15 protein-coding genes, 1 pseudogene and 1 riboswitch are annotated in these 21,231 nt (G+C 38.2%); of the genes and pseudogenes, 7 read left to right on the top strand and 9 right to left on the bottom strand.

Annotation, left to right across the window (positions count from 1 at the left end; translation table 11 throughout):
• Positions 1 to 287: 287 nt before the first annotated feature.
• From ACFIMG_RS03080 to ACFIMG_RS03070, 3 genes are all read left to right on the top strand, one after another.
• Complete coding sequence (locus tag ACFIMG_RS03080; RefSeq protein ID WP_375629863.1) at positions 288 to 680, top strand: Fur family transcriptional regulator; 393 nt, start codon at positions 288 to 290, stop codon at positions 678 to 680.
• 173 nt (positions 681 to 853) lie between these two features.
• Positions 854 to 1,948 (top strand): HlyD family secretion protein, encoded by a 1,095-nt coding sequence (locus ACFIMG_RS03075; protein WP_375632520.1) that lies wholly within the window; start codon positions 854 to 856, stop codon positions 1,946 to 1,948.
• 19 nt (positions 1,949 to 1,967) lie between these two features.
• Positions 1,968 to 3,539 carry a DHA2 family efflux MFS transporter permease subunit gene (locus tag ACFIMG_RS03070; protein ID WP_375678938.1) on the top strand — a complete coding sequence of 524 codons (1,572 nt, stop codon included), beginning with the start codon at positions 1,968 to 1,970 and terminating at the stop codon, positions 3,537 to 3,539.
• Between the two features lie 1,071 nt (positions 3,540 to 4,610).
• Here ACFIMG_RS03070 and ACFIMG_RS03065 read toward each other — a convergent pair.
• The 3 genes from ACFIMG_RS03065 to ACFIMG_RS03055 all read right to left on the bottom strand — a co-directional run bounded on the left by ACFIMG_RS03065 (position 4,611) and on the right by ACFIMG_RS03055 (position 8,991).
• Positions 4,611 to 5,195, bottom strand: a complete 585-nt coding sequence (locus ACFIMG_RS03065; RefSeq protein ID WP_375678937.1) for a GNAT family N-acetyltransferase — start codon at positions 5,193 to 5,195, stop codon at positions 4,611 to 4,613.
• Positions 5,196 to 5,270: 75 nt separating this feature from the next.
• Positions 5,271 to 6,404, bottom strand: a complete 1,134-nt coding sequence (locus ACFIMG_RS03060) for a type III PLP-dependent enzyme (protein WP_375678936.1) — start codon at positions 6,402 to 6,404, stop codon at positions 5,271 to 5,273.
• 1,669 nt (positions 6,405 to 8,073) lie between these two features.
• Positions 8,074 to 8,991: a rhodanese-related sulfurtransferase gene (locus ACFIMG_RS03055; RefSeq protein WP_375678935.1), complete on the bottom strand. Its 918-nt coding sequence runs from the start codon at positions 8,989 to 8,991 to the stop codon at positions 8,074 to 8,076.
• Positions 8,992 to 9,106: 115 nt separating this feature from the next.
• Here ACFIMG_RS03055 and eda point away from each other — a divergent pair, with 115 nt between their 5' ends.
• Positions 9,107 to 9,772, top strand: a complete 666-nt coding sequence (gene eda / locus ACFIMG_RS03050; protein ID WP_375678934.1) for a bifunctional 4-hydroxy-2-oxoglutarate aldolase/2-dehydro-3-deoxy-phosphogluconate aldolase — start codon at positions 9,107 to 9,109, stop codon at positions 9,770 to 9,772.
• Here eda and ACFIMG_RS03045 read toward each other — a convergent pair.
• Positions 9,751 to 10,185: pseudogene (locus ACFIMG_RS03045) on the bottom strand (ferredoxin--NADP reductase); the annotation flags it as partial. The gene eda and the pseudogene ACFIMG_RS03045 sit on opposite strands and share 22 nt — an antisense overlap.
• A gap of 34 nt (positions 10,186 to 10,219) precedes the next feature.
• Positions 10,220 to 11,047 carry a ferredoxin--NADP reductase gene (locus ACFIMG_RS03040; RefSeq protein ID WP_375678933.1) on the bottom strand — a complete coding sequence of 276 codons (828 nt, stop codon included), beginning with the start codon at positions 11,045 to 11,047 and terminating at the stop codon, positions 10,220 to 10,222.
• Positions 11,048 to 11,855: 808 nt separating this feature from the next.
• On the opposite strand from ACFIMG_RS03040, the gene alr reads away from it, so the two are divergent.
• A complete protein-coding gene (alr, locus tag ACFIMG_RS03035; protein WP_375612295.1) occupies positions 11,856 to 12,971 on the top strand; it encodes an alanine racemase in 1,116 nt (371 codons plus the stop codon).
• Between the two features lie 629 nt (positions 12,972 to 13,600).
• Here the strand turns inward: alr and ACFIMG_RS03030 are convergent.
• The 4 genes from ACFIMG_RS03030 to gcvT form a co-directional block, all read right to left on the bottom strand.
• Positions 13,601 to 13,777: a hypothetical protein gene (locus tag ACFIMG_RS03030; RefSeq protein ID WP_375641040.1), complete on the bottom strand. Its 177-nt coding sequence runs from the start codon at positions 13,775 to 13,777 to the stop codon at positions 13,601 to 13,603.
• Positions 13,778 to 14,497: 720 nt separating this feature from the next.
• Positions 14,498 to 17,293 carry an aminomethyl-transferring glycine dehydrogenase gene (gene gcvP, locus ACFIMG_RS03025; RefSeq protein WP_375678939.1) on the bottom strand — a complete coding sequence of 932 codons (2,796 nt, stop codon included), beginning with the start codon at positions 17,291 to 17,293 and terminating at the stop codon, positions 14,498 to 14,500.
• 5 nt (positions 17,294 to 17,298) lie between these two features.
• Positions 17,299 to 17,667: a glycine cleavage system protein GcvH gene (gene gcvH, locus ACFIMG_RS03020; RefSeq protein WP_375612294.1), complete on the bottom strand. Its 369-nt coding sequence runs from the start codon at positions 17,665 to 17,667 to the stop codon at positions 17,299 to 17,301.
• Positions 17,668 to 17,673: 6 nt separating this feature from the next.
• Complete coding sequence (gcvT, locus tag ACFIMG_RS03015; RefSeq protein WP_375678932.1) at positions 17,674 to 18,786, bottom strand: glycine cleavage system aminomethyltransferase GcvT; 1,113 nt, start codon at positions 18,784 to 18,786, stop codon at positions 17,674 to 17,676.
• A 136-nt stretch (positions 18,787 to 18,922) separates the two neighbouring features.
• Positions 18,923 to 19,020, bottom strand: a riboswitch (glycine riboswitch).
• A 446-nt stretch (positions 19,021 to 19,466) separates the two neighbouring features.
• On the opposite strand from gcvT, the gene ACFIMG_RS03010 reads away from it, so the two are divergent.
• Together ACFIMG_RS03010 and ACFIMG_RS03005 are read left to right on the top strand one after the other, a co-directional pair.
• Entirely contained in the window at positions 19,467 to 20,129 is a 663-nt protein-coding gene (locus tag ACFIMG_RS03010; protein WP_375610818.1) for an LON peptidase substrate-binding domain-containing protein, read from the top strand.
• Between the two features lie 13 nt (positions 20,130 to 20,142).
• Positions 20,143 to 20,349, top strand: a complete 207-nt coding sequence (locus ACFIMG_RS03005; RefSeq protein ID WP_273791466.1) for a Trm112 family protein — start codon at positions 20,143 to 20,145, stop codon at positions 20,347 to 20,349.
• Positions 20,350 to 21,231: the final 882 nt, after the last annotated feature.

The following is a 21,231-nucleotide window of genomic DNA, read 5'->3' as shown; positions in this document are numbered from 1 at the left end:
TATTTTTTTTTAAATAAAATAACCCAAACAATACCAATAAAATATTGAACAAAAAATCCTATTTCAAGACATTATTGGAAAAATAAGAAGCGTATAAAAGTTTCATGCCCGATAGCGGCGGCTTTCAGATTATAATACCCCTCCCCCTCACAACGATTGTAACTTTTCTTACATATCGCAAGGATGTCATGTAAAAGGCTAAAGATAGAGTACATATTATATAATCACCATTGCATAAATATCTTACACGCTTTATGCTTTTCCATGGGAGCAAAAGGAAGATGTCAATGTCATCTAAACTGACGCGTAACCAAACATTGGTTTTAAATACTTTAAAAAATGCAAAAGGGCCTTTAAGTGCTTATGCGATTCTCAATCACTTACGCGAAGAAGGTTTTCGCGCACCTCTCCAAGTTTATCGTGCGTTAGAAAAACTCGTACAGTTAAAGTGTATTCATCGTCTTGAAAGTGTAAATGCCTTTATGGTCTGTTTACACCCCGAAAACTGTCAACATGAACTTACAACGTTTATAATTTGCGAAAACTGTGGCACAGTCAACGAAATACAAGATCAAACGATTGTATCAAGTTTAAAACAGATGGTTCAAGCGGTTGACTTCCAAGCACACAAAAGCACCCTAGAAGTACGAGGTCTTTGTAAAAAATGCGCAATAAAATAAGACATCTAACTTGACAATAAGATCTCTAACTTGCAAGTTTATATATTTAGCATTATGTAGCAGGGATCGCCTTATTGTTGGAAAAGCTTTTATCGTCCGTGCATATATCACCCTACCCTAGAGTGAGAGGCTTATTGTACTCGTTAGAACATAAATATTGAAAGTATAAAATCATGTCCGTATCTGAGACCATTTTTTCAACAAAAAATCTCGATAAAATGAAACGAAAAAAAGTAATCAAGGCTCTTCTTATCGTCTTTGCGCTTTTTGTACTTTGGTTTAGCTATAAGTGGACGACGCAATGGCGTTATATGCTGTCCACTGAAGATGCCTATGTACAAGGAGATATAGCCGCTATTGCGACTAAATTAAATGGATATATTGAAAAAATTGCCATTAAAGCCAACCAAGTTGTAAAAAAGGACGATGTTTTATTTTACTTAGACAATGGTGATTATCAAATAGCCTTGGATCAAACAGAAGCGCATCTTGACACACAGAAAAAAACACTTCTACGCATTGATGCGCAAATCACAGCCGCTCGTAGTTCTTTAGATGATGCAAAAGCACAAAAAGCAGCCGCTTCAGCCATAGCAACCAATGCACAACTCACCTTAAAACGTGTAACAGAACTGAAAGCCAATCGTTATGCTCCTCAATCCAATGTTGATGATGCCAAATCCGCTTATGAACAAGCCATTGCGAATGTTAACAGAGCGGATGCAAAAATGGCTTCAGCACGTGCAAATATCCGAGTGCTAGAAGCGCAACGAAGTGAAACAGAAAGCGAAACAAAGAGTTTAGAGCTCTCGCGTAAAAAAGCACAACGTGATCTTGATTCGACCATTATACGAGCGCCATTTGATGGAGTTATAGGAAATTTAACAGCAAAAACGGGAGATTTTGTTGTAAATGGCCAACGTCTTGCGGCGTTAGTCCCCATACATGCACTTTATATTGAAGCAAACTATAAAGAAACACAGCTACAAGACATTCATACCGGACAAAAAGCTTATATTTCTGTTGATGCCTTCGAAAATGATGTTTTTACAGGAACAGTGCTTTCTATTTCGCCCGCAACAGGCGCTGTTTTTTCTCTTCTGCCTCCACAAAATGCTACCGGTAACTTTACAAAGATTGTCCAGCGCATTCCCGTACGTATTTCTATTCCAGAAGAAGTCTTAAAAACCGGACATATCCGAGCAGGAATGAGTGTTTCGGTGAAAATTGATACACGTACAAAGCCACAAGATAAAAGTCTCTTATAAAAAAGTAGAAGATCTTACTATGACATCTTCCATACCAGAGCTCATACAGTCTCAAGAACGCATAGGAATGCGCAAAATTGTAGTTTTTATAGCTATGTCTTTTGGCATGTTTATGGCAATCTTAGATATCCAAATCGTTTCCTCTTCTTTAGCTGAAATTCAAGCGGGTCTTACAGCAAGCTCTGAAGAAATTTCATGGGTTCAAACTTCCTATCTCATCGCTGAAGTCATCATGTTGCCGCTTTCTGGATTTTTAGGAAGATTGCTTTCAACACGTGTTTTCTTCACCATATCAGCGATCGGGTTTACGATTACTTCTGTTCTTTGTGCAACAGCAACATCTATTGGAGAGATGATTTTGTATCGCGCACTACAAGGTTTTATTGGTGGAGGAATTATCCCAAGCGTTTTTGTCGCCTCTTATGTTCTTTTTCCTCCTTCCAAACGCCCAATTGTTACCCCTATTGTTGGACTAGTAGCAACATTGGCCCCCACCATTGGTCCAACCGTGGGAGGCTATATTTGTCATCTCTCATCATGGCATTGGCTCTTTCTCATCAATGTACCCTGCGGGATTATCATCTCAATTCTCGCTTGGAAATTAATTGATTTTGATAAAGCTGATCCCTCTTTAATGAAGAAGTTTGATTGGTTAGGATTCATTTCTATGGCTACTTTCTTGGGAACTTTAGAGTATATTCTAGAAGAAGGAGCACGTCATGATTGGCTGAGTGATACGCTGATTCGGGATTTGTTCATTACCATGATTCTTGCTGCAGCCTTATTCTTCTGGCGTGCTTTTACAGTAAAAGAACCCATTGTAGATCTCTCTACTTTTTCTAATTTTAATTTTTCAGCTGCATCCATTTTTTCCTTTTCATTGGGAATAGGCCTTTATGGACTCACGTACCTTTATCCTGTCTATTTAAGCCAAATTCGCCACTTTGATGCCCTCATGATTGGAGAAACATTGTTTCTTTCAGGATTCGTCATGTTATTAACTGCCCCGCTTGCTGGATTTCTTTCAGCACGAATGGATGCACGTTTAATGATGGCAATAGGACTTTTTGGTTTTGCAATAGGTATTTGGATGGCGAGCTCTATCACAGATAACTGGGATTTTTGGCAGCTTTTTTGGCCGCAAGTTTTCCGTGGTGCTTCTGTAATGTTATGTATGGTTCCTATTAATAATATTGCCTTGGGAACACTCCCACCAGAACGGATGCAAAATGCTTCTGGACTCTTTAATCTCACCCGGAATCTAGGTGGGGCTGTAGGGCTTGCCATTATCAACACTCTCATAACAAAACGCACAGACTTCCATCATGAACGAATAGCAGAAACTCTTAACTACGCAAACAGACAAGCAACTGAAATGCTTTCAAATCTTACTGTATTATTCAAAACAGAAACCTTTGATTCCTATACTCTGGCTCTTTCTCAATTGTTTGGTATGGTACGCATACAAGCAACCATTATGGCTATTAGTGATATTTTCTTTATCATAACCATCATCTTTGGTGTTTTGACATTTATGACCATGTTTCTCAAAAAAATACAACCTCTCATGGATTCACCACCAAATCACTAAGCTTAATTACAATTGAGAAATATTTTTTATCCTTATCACTTTCCTTGCTTCCTATGCACTTTATCTTGTCTCAAGAGACAGTATAAATAAATATGTGATTCTAAATGATTATTCTGATAAAAATTCTTTTCAATGCGGGCTCTTTACGCACTTTTAAAATAATTTCTCGCATACAAAAATTGTTTTAGATGATCGGTAAACAAAGATCTTACCTAACGTGCTCCACACTATAAAGATAAAGCAGCTATTTCTATAAGATTTTTGATTTATCACCATAGGGCACAAACGATTAAAAGATTCTTTGCCCTTTACTCTTTTGAGTCTTACAAGAATATTCATAAAAGATTTATGATTCTTGTGATTTTTATTCACACACCTATTTCCCTTATAATGTGTAGAGCAACGTTTTTTGATTCTGAATGCAAAATTTTACATGAAAAAATCATTTTGTATTTGATCCTCTCATGCCAATTGCAAAACGATTTACCTTTATAGCAAAAAAGTAATGATATATTTTTTTCAAAAAAGCTGCTTTTAAACATGTAATTTTATTTTTTTACACTCTTTAAAAAAAGCTGATACTTACAATTTTGATTCTACTGCTACATATTTTTCTTTCTTAAGCCCCTTCTCTTTCAACAAGAGCTGAAATTGTATAAAATTTCTCAAAATATCTCTCTATTGAATCAATCAAAACCATTCCCTTGCACATAAAAAGCAAAGAAATAAAAACTGTTTAAGAAAAAAGTAAAACATCCAACCGTTTTGATGCAAGATTTATCAACGATATTGAAAACTGGAAAACTGTATGATGATAGCGACTTTAAAAGAACACAAGACAACTCAAAAATCCGGTTCCTTCAGTATTATAAAATAAGACACTATTTCAAAAAATGAGCTTAAAATATATTCTTACTCACTGAACTGAAATTATCAAAAATAAGAAACCAGCCATATAATAAAATCGCGATACAACTCCCCAAAAACTTTGTGCCGCTAAATACTTTGGCTCTAGCCAAAACAGTATGCTCTCCTCAATGCAAGCTGTTAAAAAACAAATAAACACTATCTTCAAGCCACTTTATGATGCTGAAAACGATTTGAAACTTCTCGTTCTCCACTAGGAACCAAAGTGCCATAACACCCAGAAAGATAATGTGGTATCAGTTCCAACGCTTGAAAGCGATGCTTTTCGTAAGGACCAGGCATTGCCAAATTTTCTGTTAAACTATTTGAAAAGCCAAAACGTTGATAAAATTCAAAATCCCCTACCAGCAAAATGGCGCCATATCCCAATTTTTTTGCTGTTTCAATTGCATGGCGGACTAAAATTGATCCTATTCCCATACCAGCACATTCAGATGCAACAGCCAAGGGGCCCAAAAGTAAAGCATGTTGTGTTTTATTTTTTCTTTTAGAAAAAGAAACATGCCAAAGACGGACACTTCCCACAAGCTCTCCCAGAGCATTTTTAACCACAAAAGAAAGCCCTTGAGCAGCTAACCGACCACGACGTAAAGCCTCTGATGATTTACGTTTACGTCCATACCCCATCGTTGAATCAAGCAAAATTTCTCGATAAGGCTTATCGGTTTCTTGCTCCAATAAAAGTGTAAAATATGCCCCATCTTTTGTTTGAAAGTTCATCATGTTCATCTCAATGACCGCCCTCTTATAGCGCCATGACGAGCATAGCAAAAAGTCTAAAAAAACTATAGTTAAAAGGAAACCTCAGATCACATATGACCGTAAAGGCTCAAAACCATTAAAAGCAACCGATGCGTAAGTTGTTGTATAAGCACCCGTTCCATGAATCAATATCTCATCTCCTATCGTTAGAGATAGAGGAAGTGGATAAGGTGTTTTTTCGTAAAGCACATCTGCCGAATCGCATGTTGGTCCCGCCAAAATACAAGGCTCCATTACCTTATCATCATGAGGTGTCTCAATAGGATAACGAATGGCTTCATCCATAGTCTCAGCAAGACCATTAAATTTTCCAATATCAAGATAAACCCATCGTACATTATCATTATCAGCTTTTTTAGATATTAGAACAACTTCTGTACGAATAACACCAGCATTGCCAACCATCGCACGTCCTGGCTCAATAATCGTCTCAGGGATACGATTACCAAAATGCTTTTTCAATGAATCAAAAACTGCTGTACCATAAGCTTGTTCTGTAGGGACATCTTTCAAATAACGCGTTGGAAAACCGCCGCCCATATTCACCAACCTTAGTGAAATGCCTTCTTGTTCCAAGCGCTTAAAAACTGTAGAAGCATCTGATAAAGCACGATCCCACGCACTCAAATCAACCTGCTGAGATCCAACATGAAAAGAAACACCGTAGGCTTGCAAACCCAATTGGTGTGCCCGTCTTAGAACATCAACCGCCATAGCTGGAACACAACCGAATTTGCGTGACAATGGCCACTCTGCACCTTTGCCATCGGTAAGAACACGGCAAAAAACACGCACTCCTGGAGCAACACGCGCAATTTTTTCCACTTCTTCAACACAATCAACGGCATAAAGTGAAACTCCCAATGCATATGCTCGTGCAATATCACGCTCTTTTTTAATCGTATTTCCAAAAGAAATACGCTCTGGCGTTGCACCTGCTTTTAAAGCCATTTCAATTTCTGCAACAGAAGCCGCATCAAAAGAAGATCCTAAAGAACTCAGCAAACGCAAGATTTCAGGAGCTGGATTTGCCTTTATTGCGTAAAAAATACGAGACTGCGGCAGAGCTTTTTCAAAATTTAAATAGTTGTCACGAACAACATCAAGGTCAACAATTAAGCATGGACCTTCAGAACGATGTGTTGCAAGAAAATCGCGAATACGTTGCGTTGCCATCTGCAATTCTCCTTGAGGGAACGCTCCCCCACTCTATGCTTAGACAGCCAAAGCTGCCAAAAGCTAAAGGACAAAAAACACACAACAACCATCCCCATTCTGATTACAAAAAACCAGAAATTAGCATTGCATGCTGCGAAAGAACAGCGCGAAACCGCGTTATTCTATTTTATATGCCTTTTTGATTGGAGTTGAGAAAACCACTTCCGCACTGAAGGCAATGAGGTGTGCCTCTATAGTTATCCCAGCATTTAAAAGCTGGAAGACACCAGAAAGGCCCGCACCGTCGTTGCTTCAAGATGTCCTCATTCTTGCAATTGGCTGTAAGAATGACTGGAGCGGTTAGTTCCAGGTACCGTACCGGTTAATCTCACCATTTGAGAACCAGCGGACACCCACAGGCACGTGCGACTTTGGGCAAGGCATCCTATAAAACGAATTCTTTCTCATTTCAATCATTTTTTTAATTTTAAACATTTTTTAATTCTTAAAGATAAAATGATGCGAAAAAACAACACTCTCCCCCAGACAAAGCCATCCATCCGCTTTCATGAGATCACACCCTTACATTATCCGTACAACATAAATCACTGTCTTGCGTTTAAAGCCCCTCGTTTCTTTACCCTATTCTATCTCCTAATATCTGCAGCAGAAAATAACGCAAGTAAATTACTCAAAACATTAATTTATAATGATAATTTATTATTGTACCCTTAAACAAAAATCCCATTATAAAATCCTCTTATTTCAACCCTCTTACAATGAATCAATTAAAATCATTCTTTTGCGCATCACAAATAAAAAACAATTGAAAAAAGGAGTACCTCTTATATATCCTCTCAAATGCAAAGATGACCAACATTGAAGACTGAGGATAGTAACGACTGAAGCACCATAGTCTTTAAAGATAACGTGTCCTTCCCCCAACAAAACACCATTATCTTTCTCATTTACATCCTAAAAAACATCCCTGCTTCCACATTCATTTCACAGCATCGCTTAAGCAAAATATCATGAAGAATTCCCCGTATAATATAGCTTGTATGATATAGATCAACTACATCTCACCCTCTTTATACTTATGAAATTAAAAACAAACGCTCCCATTCTATCTGCCAACTCCCAATATTGCAGAAACTCCTACATTGAAATGTTTCATAACACCTTATCTAAAATGATTTTTGTCCACACGTTACTCCCATTTGCAACGTACAAGTGAATGAATTTTACGCGATTCGTTCTCATCTAATCTGAAAGCAACAAAGTTCACAATATTGAACTCTTTTATTCAAATGAATAATAAATTAATGTATTATATTAAATTCTGAAATCATAAACTCCTATTATCATTTTATTTTTCCACCTAGCATCTGCTTTTTAATCACATCTTATTCATACGCTTTTCTCTTAAACTATAATCTCCCTCCTCTGCGCTGTTGGTGAACGGCTTTTCTATTTTAAAATGAAAAGTATTTGAAATACTCAATCCTATAAAGTCAAAGAAAGTAAACAATCTATAATGACTATTTATAAGTCAAATAATTTAACATAAACAAAAAGACCGAATAATATCCAGTCTTATAAAATATTTTTCTACCAATATTAAAAAACTCTTCTCTTAAATTTAAGAGAAAAACGCTACAACTTAAAACTCTACACTGCGATATCCTTATGTCCCTTGATGAGAATCAATTGCACGCAACTTCAACAATTGAAATTGCCTATGGCGCTCACGAAAGCGCTCTCTATCGGCTTCACTACGCGTGTTATAACAAGCATCACAGGAAACACCTTCCTCATAATGAGGCGATAATTTGCTTTCAGCATTAAGAGGAGAACGACACGCGCGACATAATTCGCGTCCACATTCTTCAAGACCATGTTGAACAGAAACACGCTCATCAAAAACAAAACACTCACCCCACCATAAACTTTTCTCTTTTGGAATTTTTTCTAAATATTTTAGAATACCTCCTTTTAGATGGTAGACTTGCTCATAACCAAGATCACGAACATAAGCTGTTGATTTTTCACACCGAATACCACCTGTACAAAACATGGCAATTTTCTTTTTTTTCTTTAACTCAGCCTCATGTTTACGCACCCATTCAGGAAATTCGCGAAATGTTTTAATCTGCGGATCAATCGCTCCTTGAAAACTCCCTATTGCATATTCATAGTCATTCCGTGTATCGATTAAAATTGTCTCTTCATCTTGAATAAGAGCATTCCAATCTTCAGGATCCACATACGTACCAACAACTTTTAGCGGATCAACCCCTTCAACCCCCATTGTCACAATCTCTTTTTTCAACCGCACTTTCATGCGATGAAAAGGCATTTTTGATGCCCATGAATATTTAATCTCCGGCGTTTGAAACGCTGACTCAGCCATAATAAAGTCCACCAATGCCTCAATTGCCGCACAAGAACCAGCAACTGTTCCATTAATTCCCTCTTGTGCTAAAAGCAGAGTGCCTTTGATATCCTTTGCTTGACATAAATCCTGCAAAGGTTTTTGTAATTGATGATAATGCTTCAAATCTGCAAAGCAATAAAGTGCAGCAACTTTAAAATTCTTTTCCATGTGTTTTGCCATAACGCGCGTTTCATTCAATTTCAAGATTTATTCATGTACTCTTTAACATATTGTGCTTAATCAAACGATACAAATAATATCATCTCCAAGAAGAAAAAATATCATGTGCCAAAAAAGAGAAAAGCTTTTATTATATCTCCAAGGACAAACTGTCATACCTGTTTTACTCATTGACAATCTACAAAGTGCTGTACCTTTAACACGCGCTCTTGTCAAAGGTGGATTAAAAACAATTGAGATCACCTTGCGAACACCAAATGCCCTCAAAGCAATTCAGAAAATTACACAAGAAGTCCCTGAAGCAATTGTTGGAGCCGGCACAATTCTCAACACAACACATTACGAAAAAGCCGAACAAGCTGGAGCCAAGTTTATTGTAAGCCCCGGATTATCCAATGAACTAATCAATTGTGCAAAAAATAGTGAAATTCCCCTTCTTCCCGGTGCAATGACCCCAAGTGAACTCATGCAAGCATTAAACAAAGGCTATTCATATCTTAAATTTTTCCCTGCTGAAGCTGCTGGAGGTATTTCCTTCATCGAAGCTTTAGCATCTCCCTTCTCTGATATCTGGTTTTGCCCAACAGGCGGTATTACACAAAAAAGTGCACCACAATGGCTCCAACTGCCCAATGTCTTCTGCGTTGGAGGTTCTTGGATAGCGCCCCAAAAACTCATTGCAATAAGTGATTGGGATTCGATTACTGCATTAGCATATACCGCATCACAACTTCCCTCTCCCTCGAAAAAAGCTCTTTCTACAATATAATGTAATGTGCAAGAATATCAGTCCCTTCAACAAGACCAAAGCTTTCACACATCCTTGCGCAATCTTTTAACACTGCCATAAAACCATAAATCATCACCCGATCTTCATCAGGATGAATTTTGGGAGAGCTATTGTTTCAAAGCCGCTTGTTTCAAAAAAGCACCCACTCTCCATAACAGTCGTAATACACCCTATATGCTCAGAAAGCTCACAAGTAGTCATAGGATAAAATTTCAGCTGTTGTGCATATGCCCCACAATGAGTGGATCTTGTTGCAAAGAGGAAACGAGATCTTTTACATAAATTAACTCATTCTTTTCGCGCGTTATTTTAATAAGAACAACTTCTGAAAATTTTTCATAAATGTCAGGCTCACAAATAAAGCTTACAAAAAGAAAAAACCCCGTACCGGTTTGAAAGAAGATAAAGCATCAACTTTCCCACTCATTACTCCACAAAAGCGCGCTCTACAACATAAGTAGCAGGAGCATTATTGGCCCCTTCAACAAGACCAAAGCTTTCACACATCCTTGCGCAATCTTTTAACATAGCCATGGAACCACAAATCATCACCCGATCTTCATCAGGATGAATTTTAGGAAGGCCTGTTGTTTCAAAAAAGTCCCCACTTTCCATCATAGTTGTAATACGGCCCATATGCTCAGAAGCTTCACGAGTAGTCATAGGATAAAATCTCAACTGTTGTGCATACTCTCCAATGAGTAGATCTTGTTGCAAAGAGGAAACAAGATCTTTTGCATAAATTAACTCATTTTTTTCGCGCGTTGTTTGAATAAGGACAACTTCTGCAAATTTTTCATAAGTTTCAGGATCACGAATAAGGCTTGCAAAAGGAGCAATCCCCGTCCCAGTTGAAAGAAGATAAAGACGTTTTCCAGGAATAAGAGCATCAAGCACCAGCGTTCCTGTAGATTTTTTACGCATGAGAACTGTATCACCAATTTTAATTTTTTGGAGATGCTCGGTTAAAGGTCCCCCTGGAACTTTTATCGAAAAAAACTCAAGCTGTTCATCCCAAAAGGGACTTGCAATCGAATAAGCGCGATAAATCGGCTTTTCTGCATTTGGCAAACCGATCATAACAAACTCACCCGAACGAAAACGAAAACTTTCCGGACGATTCAGACGGAATTTAAATAACCGATCTGTATAGTGACAAACCTCTTGGACAGTAAGGGCGAACACATTCTCAGGAATCGGAAAATTTGCAACGCTGCTGATGCTTGACGGAACATTGGTAGCAGACGTATTCATACTCTTCCCCATATCTTTATTGAACGTTAAATTTCGAATCCTTGACGTGATATAGTACTTGCACAACCATCTGCCAACAATTTTCTCAACACAAAAGCCTCAAGGTTAACACTTTTATGTCAAAATTAAATAAATGAGTCTAGTGCACTCTATAAGCGATAAAATTGATTTCACTTAAAACCAATCAAAGACTAGAAAGTAAACACTGGATACCCAATCCATCTTGAAAACAAATAATATCCAAATCAACGAATTTTCTAAATCAACAGTTTTAATGTATCAAAAAGTGTTTACACACTGTTTTCCATTCAATAAAAATAATTTTAAGTGCATGAGACGACATCCAAAATTGCACAGATGAGTGATCTTCCCCCTCATGGTAGAAAACTTGTAATGCATTGATTTAACGTGGTTAATTTAATCATTTTACCTTCTCTAAATAAGAAGCCAATGCAATATTTAATCACAACAATCACACCAGCAATAATAGTCTAACATTGCACTCTTCAAAATGATACAATACAATAAACTATGTTTATTTTTTTATATGCCTAAACGAGGAAAAATAAGTAAAAAAGTCTATGTTTTACAAATCATTAGAAGATACCATGTTGATAACAACACAAATAAAACTAAAGTATCTCTTATATCCAGAGTACCATTTTACATAAAAAACGACTTTAATGGCAGCATAGGCTTCTTAATGATTTTGACCATAGCAAATAGTGTTTTTCCCCTATATCGTAAAGAACCTCAATGAAACAACAAAAAAAACTCCGTATTTCACGAACACAGATAAGCTTTTAAAATGAACAAATCCGTTAATGATGAAATAAATACATCACTCTATACAGCTGTAGCAACCATCGATGTCAGTGCCATTGTTGCCAATTATATTACTTTAGCCAAACGTGTAGCTCCAACACAATGTTCAGCAGTTGTAAAAGCAAATGCCTATGGATTAGGAGCTCACAAAATTGCTCCTGCCCTTTACCAAGCTGGTTGTCGCACTTTTTTTGTCGCCCAAATCAGAGAAGCACTCCAATTAAAAAGCATTTTACCATCAAATGTCACAATTGCCATTCTGAATGGACTTCCACACTTAGCAGAAGAGTTTGTCGCACAATCTGGTATTGTTCCTGTTCTAAACTCTTGGAATGCCATTGAAAATTGGCAAAAAATTTGTCAAAAAAAAGATAAAAAATTTCCAGCAATTGTTCAAATCGATACCCATATGAACCGATTAGGACTGGATCAAAAAGAATTACAAAAACTCATCAAACACCCTACAATTTTCGAAAAAGCAGAAATAAAATATATTCTTAGTCATCTTTCTAACGGAGAAGATGATACCCACCCATCAAATTATGCCCAATTGACTTCTTTCAAAACGATCCTTGCGCAATTGCCTGCTTGCAAAGTTTCCTTTGCCAATTCTGGAGGTATCTTTCTAGGATCAGATTTTTATTTTGATCTTGTTCGTCCAGGCATTGCACTTTACGGAGTTGATCCGCGGGGAAAACACCCATCACCTTTGAAACCTGTTTTAAAACTTGAAGCCCAAGTCATTCAAAGCCGCGTTGTTGATATAGGAGCACCTGTTGGTTATGCAGAAAGCTTTATAACCAACAGACCAAGCACTCTTGCAACCATTTCTATAGGCTACGCAGACGGCTGGCTCCGTACTCTTTCGAATAAAGGAACTGTTTATTTCAACGGGCACAAACTTCCCATGGTTGGGCGGGTTTCTATGGATTCCATTATTGTAGATACGACCGATCTTGAACAAAAACCTCAAACTGGTGACTGGGTAGAACTCATTGGTCCCCATCAAACACTTGAAAAAGTATCTATAGATGCCGATACCCTTCCCAATGAAATTCTAACATCTCTTGGCTCCCGCTATAAATACATTTACACATAAAAACTCTTTAAAAAAATAAATTGATAAAAATCATCATTTTAGAAAATTGAGGGGCTTTTACAAAAGATTTTACAACAATCAACCACATAGAATGGTCATAGATACCGTACATTCACAGAAATCTCAAAACAGACAAGTTGATGGACTGTTTTATGGAAGTAGCTTTCATCTAAAATACAAAAACTTAGCCTTTCCCCATAAATTAACAAAAAAGAATCTACTACAAAGTTTTTAAAATTAATTTCCCAATTAAAATCATTCGCTTGCATACCACAAGCTGGACTATGTGTAGATAAAAATGATTTAAGAAAAGAATAATTCCTCTTATGAACCATAGTGCCAAGAGCTATAACATTAGGCGCTGGCAAAGTGTATGATAGTGCCGGCTTACTCCGTTATGAAGCGTAAAGATTGGGGGATCAATCGATTTACCTTACACCATTCACAAGCGCCGTCACGAAATGGAATTAGGAGCGAAATATCTCTTTAAAACAAACATGTGAATTAACAACCCAAATATATTCTTTTTGGAGCGTTCTGTTTTACATGAGGATCATTCCCCCACTAAAAAACACAATAGATAAAAGTATGGAGCAATATGTAATCCCCATTATTAAAAAAATATTGCTTTAAATGCTTTTGAAAGCCGCAAAGCTGAATGAAGAGGAGATGACAAACTGAGGATTGATTTTCACCTTTACAGCTTTACATTTTCCAAAATGAGATTGTCTTCCAGTTTCAAAGGTTACGTCAACAGAAATACGCAATCCCCCGCCCTCATCAGACAGACAGCAGGAACTACTCATAAAGCTCTTTTTTTTTCAATCTCTGACTCAAAACATGTCGCTGCGTTAAGTTTGGATGTTGATTTACAGGTAACAGCGAAAGAACACGGGCTCTTAGGAAAACAGCGCCGTAAAGTCACAAACTGACTTGCAATGAAGTGGAAAGATGTGCCGGCTTTTTATAAGATACCTTGTAAAAAACAACCATAATACATTTGGCTTTGCGTTTGCTCATTCTGACAGGTGTTCTTACATATTTTTGCGTCATATTTATAAAAAGCAGATTAAAGAGAAATATTTAGACAATTCTTGACTCGAAAAGATGCAACAACAGAGTTTCGCGTGTCTTTATCATCAAAAACACTAAAATTGATTTTATTCTTCTACAACCAGTCGTCGTCACCTTAGTGAGAAGTAGTATGTCACAACACATGCAACAGACGGGATCCTATCCTCATAGGTTTTCACTCTCGTTTACATGAATTAGCTGGCTAGACCGATGCCGCCTAGTCACTAAAACCATGTCATACGGTAGAAGACAAAGGAGAGCATGCCTATTGCCGACAAAACACAGCTTTTTGTCGACTTTTTCGATTTTGCTCATGTTATAAAAAACAATGCAAAATTCTAGAAAATAGACAAATAATTCCATAGTAACAGGATCAACAAGTACAAAACCCACACAAAATGTGTGGGCTTTTTTGTTTATGCAAATAAACAAATTAAATACATATTTGTTATTTAATAGGTATTTCCCAATGGCGGACACGAACAAATGAGCATTCTGTCTCCCGCAACATTATCAATACGCGATACAGGAGGCCAATATTTATTGGCTGGATCAAGAGAACTGTTGGGAAAAGCAGCTTCTTGTCGCGAATAGGGTCGTACCCAAGCATCATCTAAAGTATCAGCCACTGTATGAGGGGCATTCACCAATGGATTATTGTCTTTTGGCCAAACCCCATTCCCAACTTTTTTCGCTTCTTCAGCAATAGAGAGTAAAGCATCACAAAAACGATCAATCTCTGCTTTTGGTTCTGATTCCGTTGGCTCAATCATTAAAGTTCCCGGAACAGGGAACGACATCGTAGGCGCATGGAATCCATAATCAATGAGACGTTTTGCAATATCATCAACACTCACCCCATACTGCTCTTTCAACACGCGTGTATCCACAATACATTCGTGCGCAACACGTCCATGCTTGCCCCGATAAAGAATGGAATAAGCAGCTGAAAGACGTGCAGCAATATAATTGGCATTTAAAATGGCTATTTGTGTTGCATATTTTAAGCCATCAGCCCCCATCATTCGAATATACATCCATGTAATTGCAAGAATAGACGCACTTCCATAAGGAGCAGCAGAAACCGCATGTGTTGTCCCATCCTGTTCATGACCTGGTAAGAATGGTTTGAGATGCACTGCAACTCCAATTGGTCCCATACCAGGACCACCACCACCATGAGGAATAGCAAATGTTTTATGAAGATTCATATGACAAACATCAGCGCCAATATCCGCAGGACGAGCAAGACCCACAAGGGCATTGAGATTAGCACCATCAAAATAAACTTGTCCGCCATTTTCATGAATAATAGAACAAATTTCCTTAATACTTTCCTCATAAACACCATGGGTTGAAGGATAAGTAATCATGAGAGCGGCCAATTTATCTTTATGCAATTGCGCTTTCATTTTGAGATCATCTACATCAACATCACCATCGCTTAAACATTTTACCACAACGACTTCCATCCCTGCCATATGGGCCGAGGCTGGATTGGTACCATGCGCAGATGCAGGAATAAGACAAACTGTACGTTGATGTTCTCCCCGTGATTGGTAATATCGTCGGATAGCCAAAAGACCAGCATATTCACCTTGAGCACCAGAATTTGGCTGAAAAGAAACTTGCGCAAATCCTGTAATTTCACACAACCACGCATTTAACTGGTTGATCATCTCCAAATAACCCGCTGCATCCTCTTGTGAAACAAAGGGGTGTATATTGGCCATGCTAGCCCAACTTACAGGCATCAATTCAGCAGCTGCATTAAGCTTCATTGTACAAGAACCAAGAGGGATCATAGCGCGATCCAGCGCCAAATCCTTATCCGCTAAACGACGCAAAAAGCGCATCATATCTGTCTCTGAATGAACAGCATGAAAAAAAGGCTGAGAAAGAAAAGCAGCATCCCGTTTTTTTCCAAAGAGTCGTGGAGAAACCTGATCGCCTAATTTTGCCCCAAAAAGCTGCGCTAAAGCACCAGCATCTTCTTCTGTCGATAATTCATCAAAATTGATTGCAATAGTGTCATCATCGAGAACACGAATAAGGCGCCCACCTATTTTGGCTTGATGCGCAATCTCTCGCGCTTTTCCCTTAACAGAAATACTCACACAATCAAAAAAGCTTTTCCCTTCAACATGAACCCCTGCGGCTTCTAAACCAGCAACAAAACGACATGTTAAATGATGAATTCGCTGCGCAATTTCTTGTAAGCCTTTTGGCCCATGCCAAACAGCATAAGCGGTTGCCATATTAGCCAACAAAGCCTGCGCTGTACAAATATTTGACGTCGCTTTATCGCGCCGAATATGTTGTTCACGTGTTTGCAAAGCTAAACGAAAACCAACGCGTCCTTTGGTATCCACGGATTGACCAACAATACGCCCTGGAATAAGACGCGTTAACGCATCACTCACGGCAAGGTAACCAGCATGTGGACCACCAAATCCCATCGGAACGCCATAACGCTGCATAGAGCCAACAACGATATCTGCCCCCCATTGAGAAGGTGGCTCCTGAAGGGTAAGCGCTAAAGGATCAGCCACAACGATAACGAAAGCTCCCTTTTCCTTTGCCTCTTTTATGATCTCACTGTAATCATGAAAAGAGCCTTTTGTATCTGGCCAAGACAAAACAATTGCCGCTGTATCAGAATCAATTTCGCCATTTTGGCTAATCTGAATCCCTTGTGTTTCAGCACGCGTTTGCGCAACACTCAAAATCTGAGGATGTAAAAGACTCTGAAGAGAAATTTTTGTTTTTTTCTCACGGAAAAAGCGAAAAGCAAGGGCATTGGCTTCAGCTAAAGCAGTTGCTTCATCAAGAAGGGAAGCAGCAGAAACAGGCAAACCTGTTAGTTCACTAACCAATGTCTGAAAATAAAATAAAAGCTCTAAACGACCTTGGCTAATTTCTGCTTGATAAGGCGTATAAGCAGTATACCAAGCAGGGTTTTCAAACAGATTTCGTAAAATAACCGGAGGCACATAAGTTCCATGATATCCTTGCCCAATAAAACTTTTGTGCACATGGTTACGCTCCATCATCTTGGAGAGTTCTTCCAAGGCTTGTCCTTCACTAGCAGCCTCTGGAAGATTCAATGAACGTCCCAAATGGATAGAGTGTGGAACAGCTTGAGAAATGAGTGTATCAACACAATCAAGCTCTAAAACATCAAGCATTTTTTGTGTTTCATCAGGACGCAGCCCAATATGTCGAGAAGAAAAAGAACGCTCGATCATGGTACTCATCCAATCAAAGCCTTATAAGCATCTTTATCTAACAACCCCTCCAGTTGTGTCTCATCCTGCAATGTCATTTTCCATAACCAGCCTTCTGTTTCGGGTTTCTGGTTTACCAGTTCAGGATTATCAGCCAAGGCTTCATTTATTTCGACCACTTCACCATCAAGAGGAGCATAAACATCTGAAGCCGCCTTCACTGATTCTACAACAGCCGCCGCCTCTCCTTTGGAAAGTTTTGTTCCACTTTGTGGTAAATCAACAAAAACCAAATCCCCTAATTGCTCTTGCGCATAATGCGTAACCCCAACAGTCACCACTTGCCCTTCAACGCTAAGCCATTCATGGTCATGTGTAAAATAAGTTTTAGACATAAAAAATCATCCTTTAAAATAACGTTGTTCAACAAAGGGAAGAGAATGAACTGATAATACAATCTTTTTGCCTCGCAGTTCTGTAAAGACTTGTGTCCCTTCAACTTTAAAATCAACAGGAACGTAACCCATCGCGACAGGACCATCAAAAGAAGGACCAAAACCACCTGATGTTACAATGCCAATCTCATTACCTTGATCATCAAGAAGCACCGCACCGGCACGAATAGGTTGACGCGTTTGCGGTTTTAATCCAACACGACAACGAGCCGGTCCTTTTTGCAGTGCTTCAAGAAAAGCCTTTGCACCATAAAATTGTGCTTTTTCTCGAACACTTTTAGGAACAGCCCATGTTAGAGCCGCATCAATAGGTGTCGTATCAGGGGTAATATCATTTCCATGCAAACACAGCCCCGCTTCCAACCGCAAGCTATCGCGTGCGGCAAGTCCAATCCACTCAACACGAGAATCACTCAGCAATTTTTCAGCCAACATATGCGCATGCCCTATAGGCAAAGCAATTTCAAAACCATCCTCTCCCGTATAACCAGAACGCGTTATAAACCAATCCTGTTGTGGTTCGAATCCTTGCATAAAGAACAATTCATTCCCTGGTAAATCGGCATCAGCAAGAACAGCTGCCGCTTCAGGACCTTGAAGCGCAAGCAATACCCTTTCAAGGGCAATCACTTGACATTCAAAATCAACCGCACGCTTTTCCAATTCTACAAAATCAGCCTGTGCATTCCCAGCATTGGCGACCAACATAAAACGACCCTCTTCCAAACGGGTAATGATAAGATCATCAAGAATACCAGCCTGCTCATTAAGCAAATAATTATACCGTGAATGCCCAATCTTTAAAGCTGCTGCATCAATGGGAAAAGCATAGGACAAAAATTCCACAGCTTGTGCCCCTTCAACCGCAATCAATTTCATATGAGAAATATCAAAAAGTCCTGCATGTGCACGCGTATGAAGATGCTCTTTTAAAACGCCAAGAGGATAAGTTAAAGGCATGTTCCAACCCGCAAAAGCACCAAATTTTGCTCCTGCTTTTTCATGCAAATCATATAAAGGAAGTGTTTTTAAAAAAGATGTTTCTTGTGCTGTGCCCATAATAACTCCAAAGCTGCGCTAACGCCCACAGAATATGGCCGTCTCTGCCCCCTCTGTCATCAACCTGAGAGACTCGCGAAAAGATTTTTCGCTTACACCTTCGGCGCGGGTTCTCCCGACTTTCCAGATCTGCCTTCTTCCTTTTACGGTCCTTAAAGCCTGAGAGATTATGGGCTATTTCCCCTTCGGCGGCAATGCGAAAATTTGCAATCTGCACTCTCCCGCAAAAGAATGAAAGAAACGATAACGCTCTTTCCAGCATATTTAAACCTATAGCCTATCTTCATCACACTGTCATTAGTAAAGTGATGAAAATGTTCTCATTTTAAAACTTGCATAAGCTGCTTCAAAAGATTTATAATATTATCCTTTTGAACCTTACAAAAATTGCAAGCAACACATTTTAGGAAATTTAAGACAAAAATCAAAAGCTATAAACAAAAATACCTCTTGAAAATCATGCAAAACGTCACACACTAAAAAGATCGCAAAGCAATATTCTTTCGCGCGCAGTTCAACCTTAAAAATAGGGTTTCATATTCTTTTTGAGAATAAGGACTTCAAATATTTTATAAGTATGATTTTAATGCACAAGAAGTAGGTTTTCTGCTTTCTCAATAGTGTTATAAATAGCGACTATTTACAGACTAAAACTACCGAACAAAGGTGACAAAATACTCATGAAAGCTGGTAATATCTCTTACAATTGCGAAAATGATCTTCCAAAGCAAATTGCTCTTTTTCCTTTAGAAGGTGCTCTCTTACTACCCGGTGGTTTTTTATCACTCAATATTTTTGAACCAGAATCACTTGAAATGATTGAAAATGTTATGGTAACTGATCGTCTATTGGGCATTATTCAACCACTTTCATCGGATACAGATCGCTTCTCTACACAACTTTATAAAACAGGCTGTATAGGGCGTATTACAAACTACAGTGAAACAGGAAACGGACAACTGTTCATTATCTTACAAGGTGTTTGCCGCTTCACTTTAGAACAAGAATTAAAAAACACAAAATCCTATCGAACAGCTCTCATCCAATCAAACATAAAAGACTTGCAAGAATTTGATATTGAAGAAAGCATTAACCGAGAGAACTTACTCGACGTTGTAGAAAAATATCTAACCATACATGAAATGGAATATAATTGGAGCAGCATCATAGAAGCCCCTACACCTATATTGGTTAATGCTTTTTCAGCTCTTATCCCCTTTACACCAGCAGAAAAACAAGCTCTCCTTGAAGCTCCAGATATCGAAAGCCGTGCCCAAACTCTTCTTGCATTAACAGAACGCTCGCTCATGAAACAAACAGGAACAGATTACCGCTTAAACTAATGAATGTCCAAACATGAAAAAAATGACCACAGATCCAAAAATGCTCGAATTGCTCGTCTGCCCAATGACGAAAGGTACTCTCTCTTTCAACCGAAAAACACAAGAGCTCATTTCTCTCAAAGCCAAACTTGCCTACCCTATTCGTGATGGCGTTCCCATTATGCTTGCCTCAGAAGCGCGCCCTTTGCAAAACAATGAAGAAATAACGCATAAAAAATAAAAAATCCTCATGCAATTTCCCTCTACAAGCCCACTGTTATCAAGTCTCTATCAATATGATATCTCAATATTTACGATTTCTGAAAAAAGAGTTTTACAATGAAGATATTTATATCGCTTTACACCTTGTAACAAAAGCCAAAAATATCATCAGATTCTCTCATTCCAGCCTGTTCATACTAAAGCAATCAAAACCATTCACTTGCACCACACAAGCATCTGAATAAAAATGGCTCTTATGAACTTCTTAAAAGCAAGAATTATAATAACATTTTTAACCAACTCAGGTAAATGAAATTTATTATATTAAACATAAAGATTGTTATATTTCATGGACTTTAATTTATACTATTTACGAACAACATATTTGAGATACCTCGATTTAAGATGAATAAAAACGACAAGTTATATCATCTTATGTATACCATATCGGGACAAGAATATTTATCTGTTTGCGTAATCTTTGAAACGGAGAAGCAACCTAATTTTTGGGAAAAAACATAAAATCGTAAAGGAGAAAATCACCCCATTACCTTACCATCACCCTTTAATTTCGCTTTACAATTTTTACAAGTATCTAAAGTATCTCAAGCAATATTTTTTATGTATAATATACGCATTAATTACATGAAAACTTGAAAAAACAAACAAGAAACACTGTTGTAATTTCAATTGACGATTGAAAGTAATTGCCTTATGAAGAAGGCTTGTGTTTTTGGTCGTATACGCGACAATCAATAGGGCCTGGAAGCCCGAAACCGAGCATAAAGATTAGCCCGCTTTTGCGGATATCCCGGAATTTCCGGGGGCTCTTGTTGTGTCCAAGTGCTTTCAGCACTAAAAGCAAGGGGCTGTTTTGAGTCAGCACTGCCAGACCTCGGAA

Source organism: Bartonella sp. AP11XZML (assembly GCF_042196445.1).
GTDB lineage: Bacteria > Pseudomonadota > Alphaproteobacteria > Rhizobiales > Rhizobiaceae > Bartonella.
Note: the sequence above shows the minus strand (reverse complement) of the source record. Positions and strands in the feature narration are given on the sequence as shown.

What these genes read in the sequence shown, in the direction of transcription:
- ACFIMG_RS03040 (WP_375678933.1), bottom strand. Translation starts at nt 11,047, where the DNA reads ATGAATACGTCTGCTACCAATGTTCCGTCAAGCATCAGCAGCGTTGCA.
- ACFIMG_RS03010 (WP_375610818.1), top strand. Translation starts at nt 19,467, where the DNA reads ATGAAAGCTGGTAATATCTCTTACAATTGCGAAAATGATCTTCCAAAG.
- ACFIMG_RS03070 (WP_375678938.1), top strand. Translation starts at nt 1,968, where the DNA reads ATGACATCTTCCATACCAGAGCTCATACAGTCTCAAGAACGCATAGGA.
- gcvT (WP_375678932.1), bottom strand. Translation starts at nt 18,786, where the DNA reads ATGGGCACAGCACAAGAAACATCTTTTTTAAAAACACTTCCTTTATAT.
- eda (WP_375678934.1), top strand. Translation starts at nt 9,107, where the DNA reads ATGTGCCAAAAAAGAGAAAAGCTTTTATTATATCTCCAAGGACAAACT.
- alr (WP_375612295.1), top strand. Translation starts at nt 11,856, where the DNA reads ATGAACAAATCCGTTAATGATGAAATAAATACATCACTCTATACAGCT.
- ACFIMG_RS03030 (WP_375641040.1), bottom strand. Translation starts at nt 13,777, where the DNA reads ATGAGTAGTTCCTGCTGTCTGTCTGATGAGGGCGGGGGATTGCGTATT.
- ACFIMG_RS03080 (WP_375629863.1), top strand. Translation starts at nt 288, where the DNA reads ATGTCATCTAAACTGACGCGTAACCAAACATTGGTTTTAAATACTTTA.
- ACFIMG_RS03055 (WP_375678935.1), bottom strand. Translation starts at nt 8,991, where the DNA reads ATGGAAAAGAATTTTAAAGTTGCTGCACTTTATTGCTTTGCAGATTTG.
- ACFIMG_RS03005 (WP_273791466.1), top strand. Translation starts at nt 20,143, where the DNA reads ATGAAAAAAATGACCACAGATCCAAAAATGCTCGAATTGCTCGTCTGC.
- ACFIMG_RS03065 (WP_375678937.1), bottom strand. Translation starts at nt 5,195, where the DNA reads ATGAACATGATGAACTTTCAAACAAAAGATGGGGCATATTTTACACTT.
- gcvP (WP_375678939.1), bottom strand. Translation starts at nt 17,293, where the DNA reads ATGATCGAGCGTTCTTTTTCTTCTCGACATATTGGGCTGCGTCCTGAT.
- gcvH (WP_375612294.1), bottom strand. Translation starts at nt 17,667, where the DNA reads ATGTCTAAAACTTATTTTACACATGACCATGAATGGCTTAGCGTTGAA.
- ACFIMG_RS03060 (WP_375678936.1), bottom strand. Translation starts at nt 6,404, where the DNA reads ATGGCAACGCAACGTATTCGCGATTTTCTTGCAACACATCGTTCTGAA.
- ACFIMG_RS03075 (WP_375632520.1), top strand. Translation starts at nt 854, where the DNA reads ATGTCCGTATCTGAGACCATTTTTTCAACAAAAAATCTCGATAAAATG.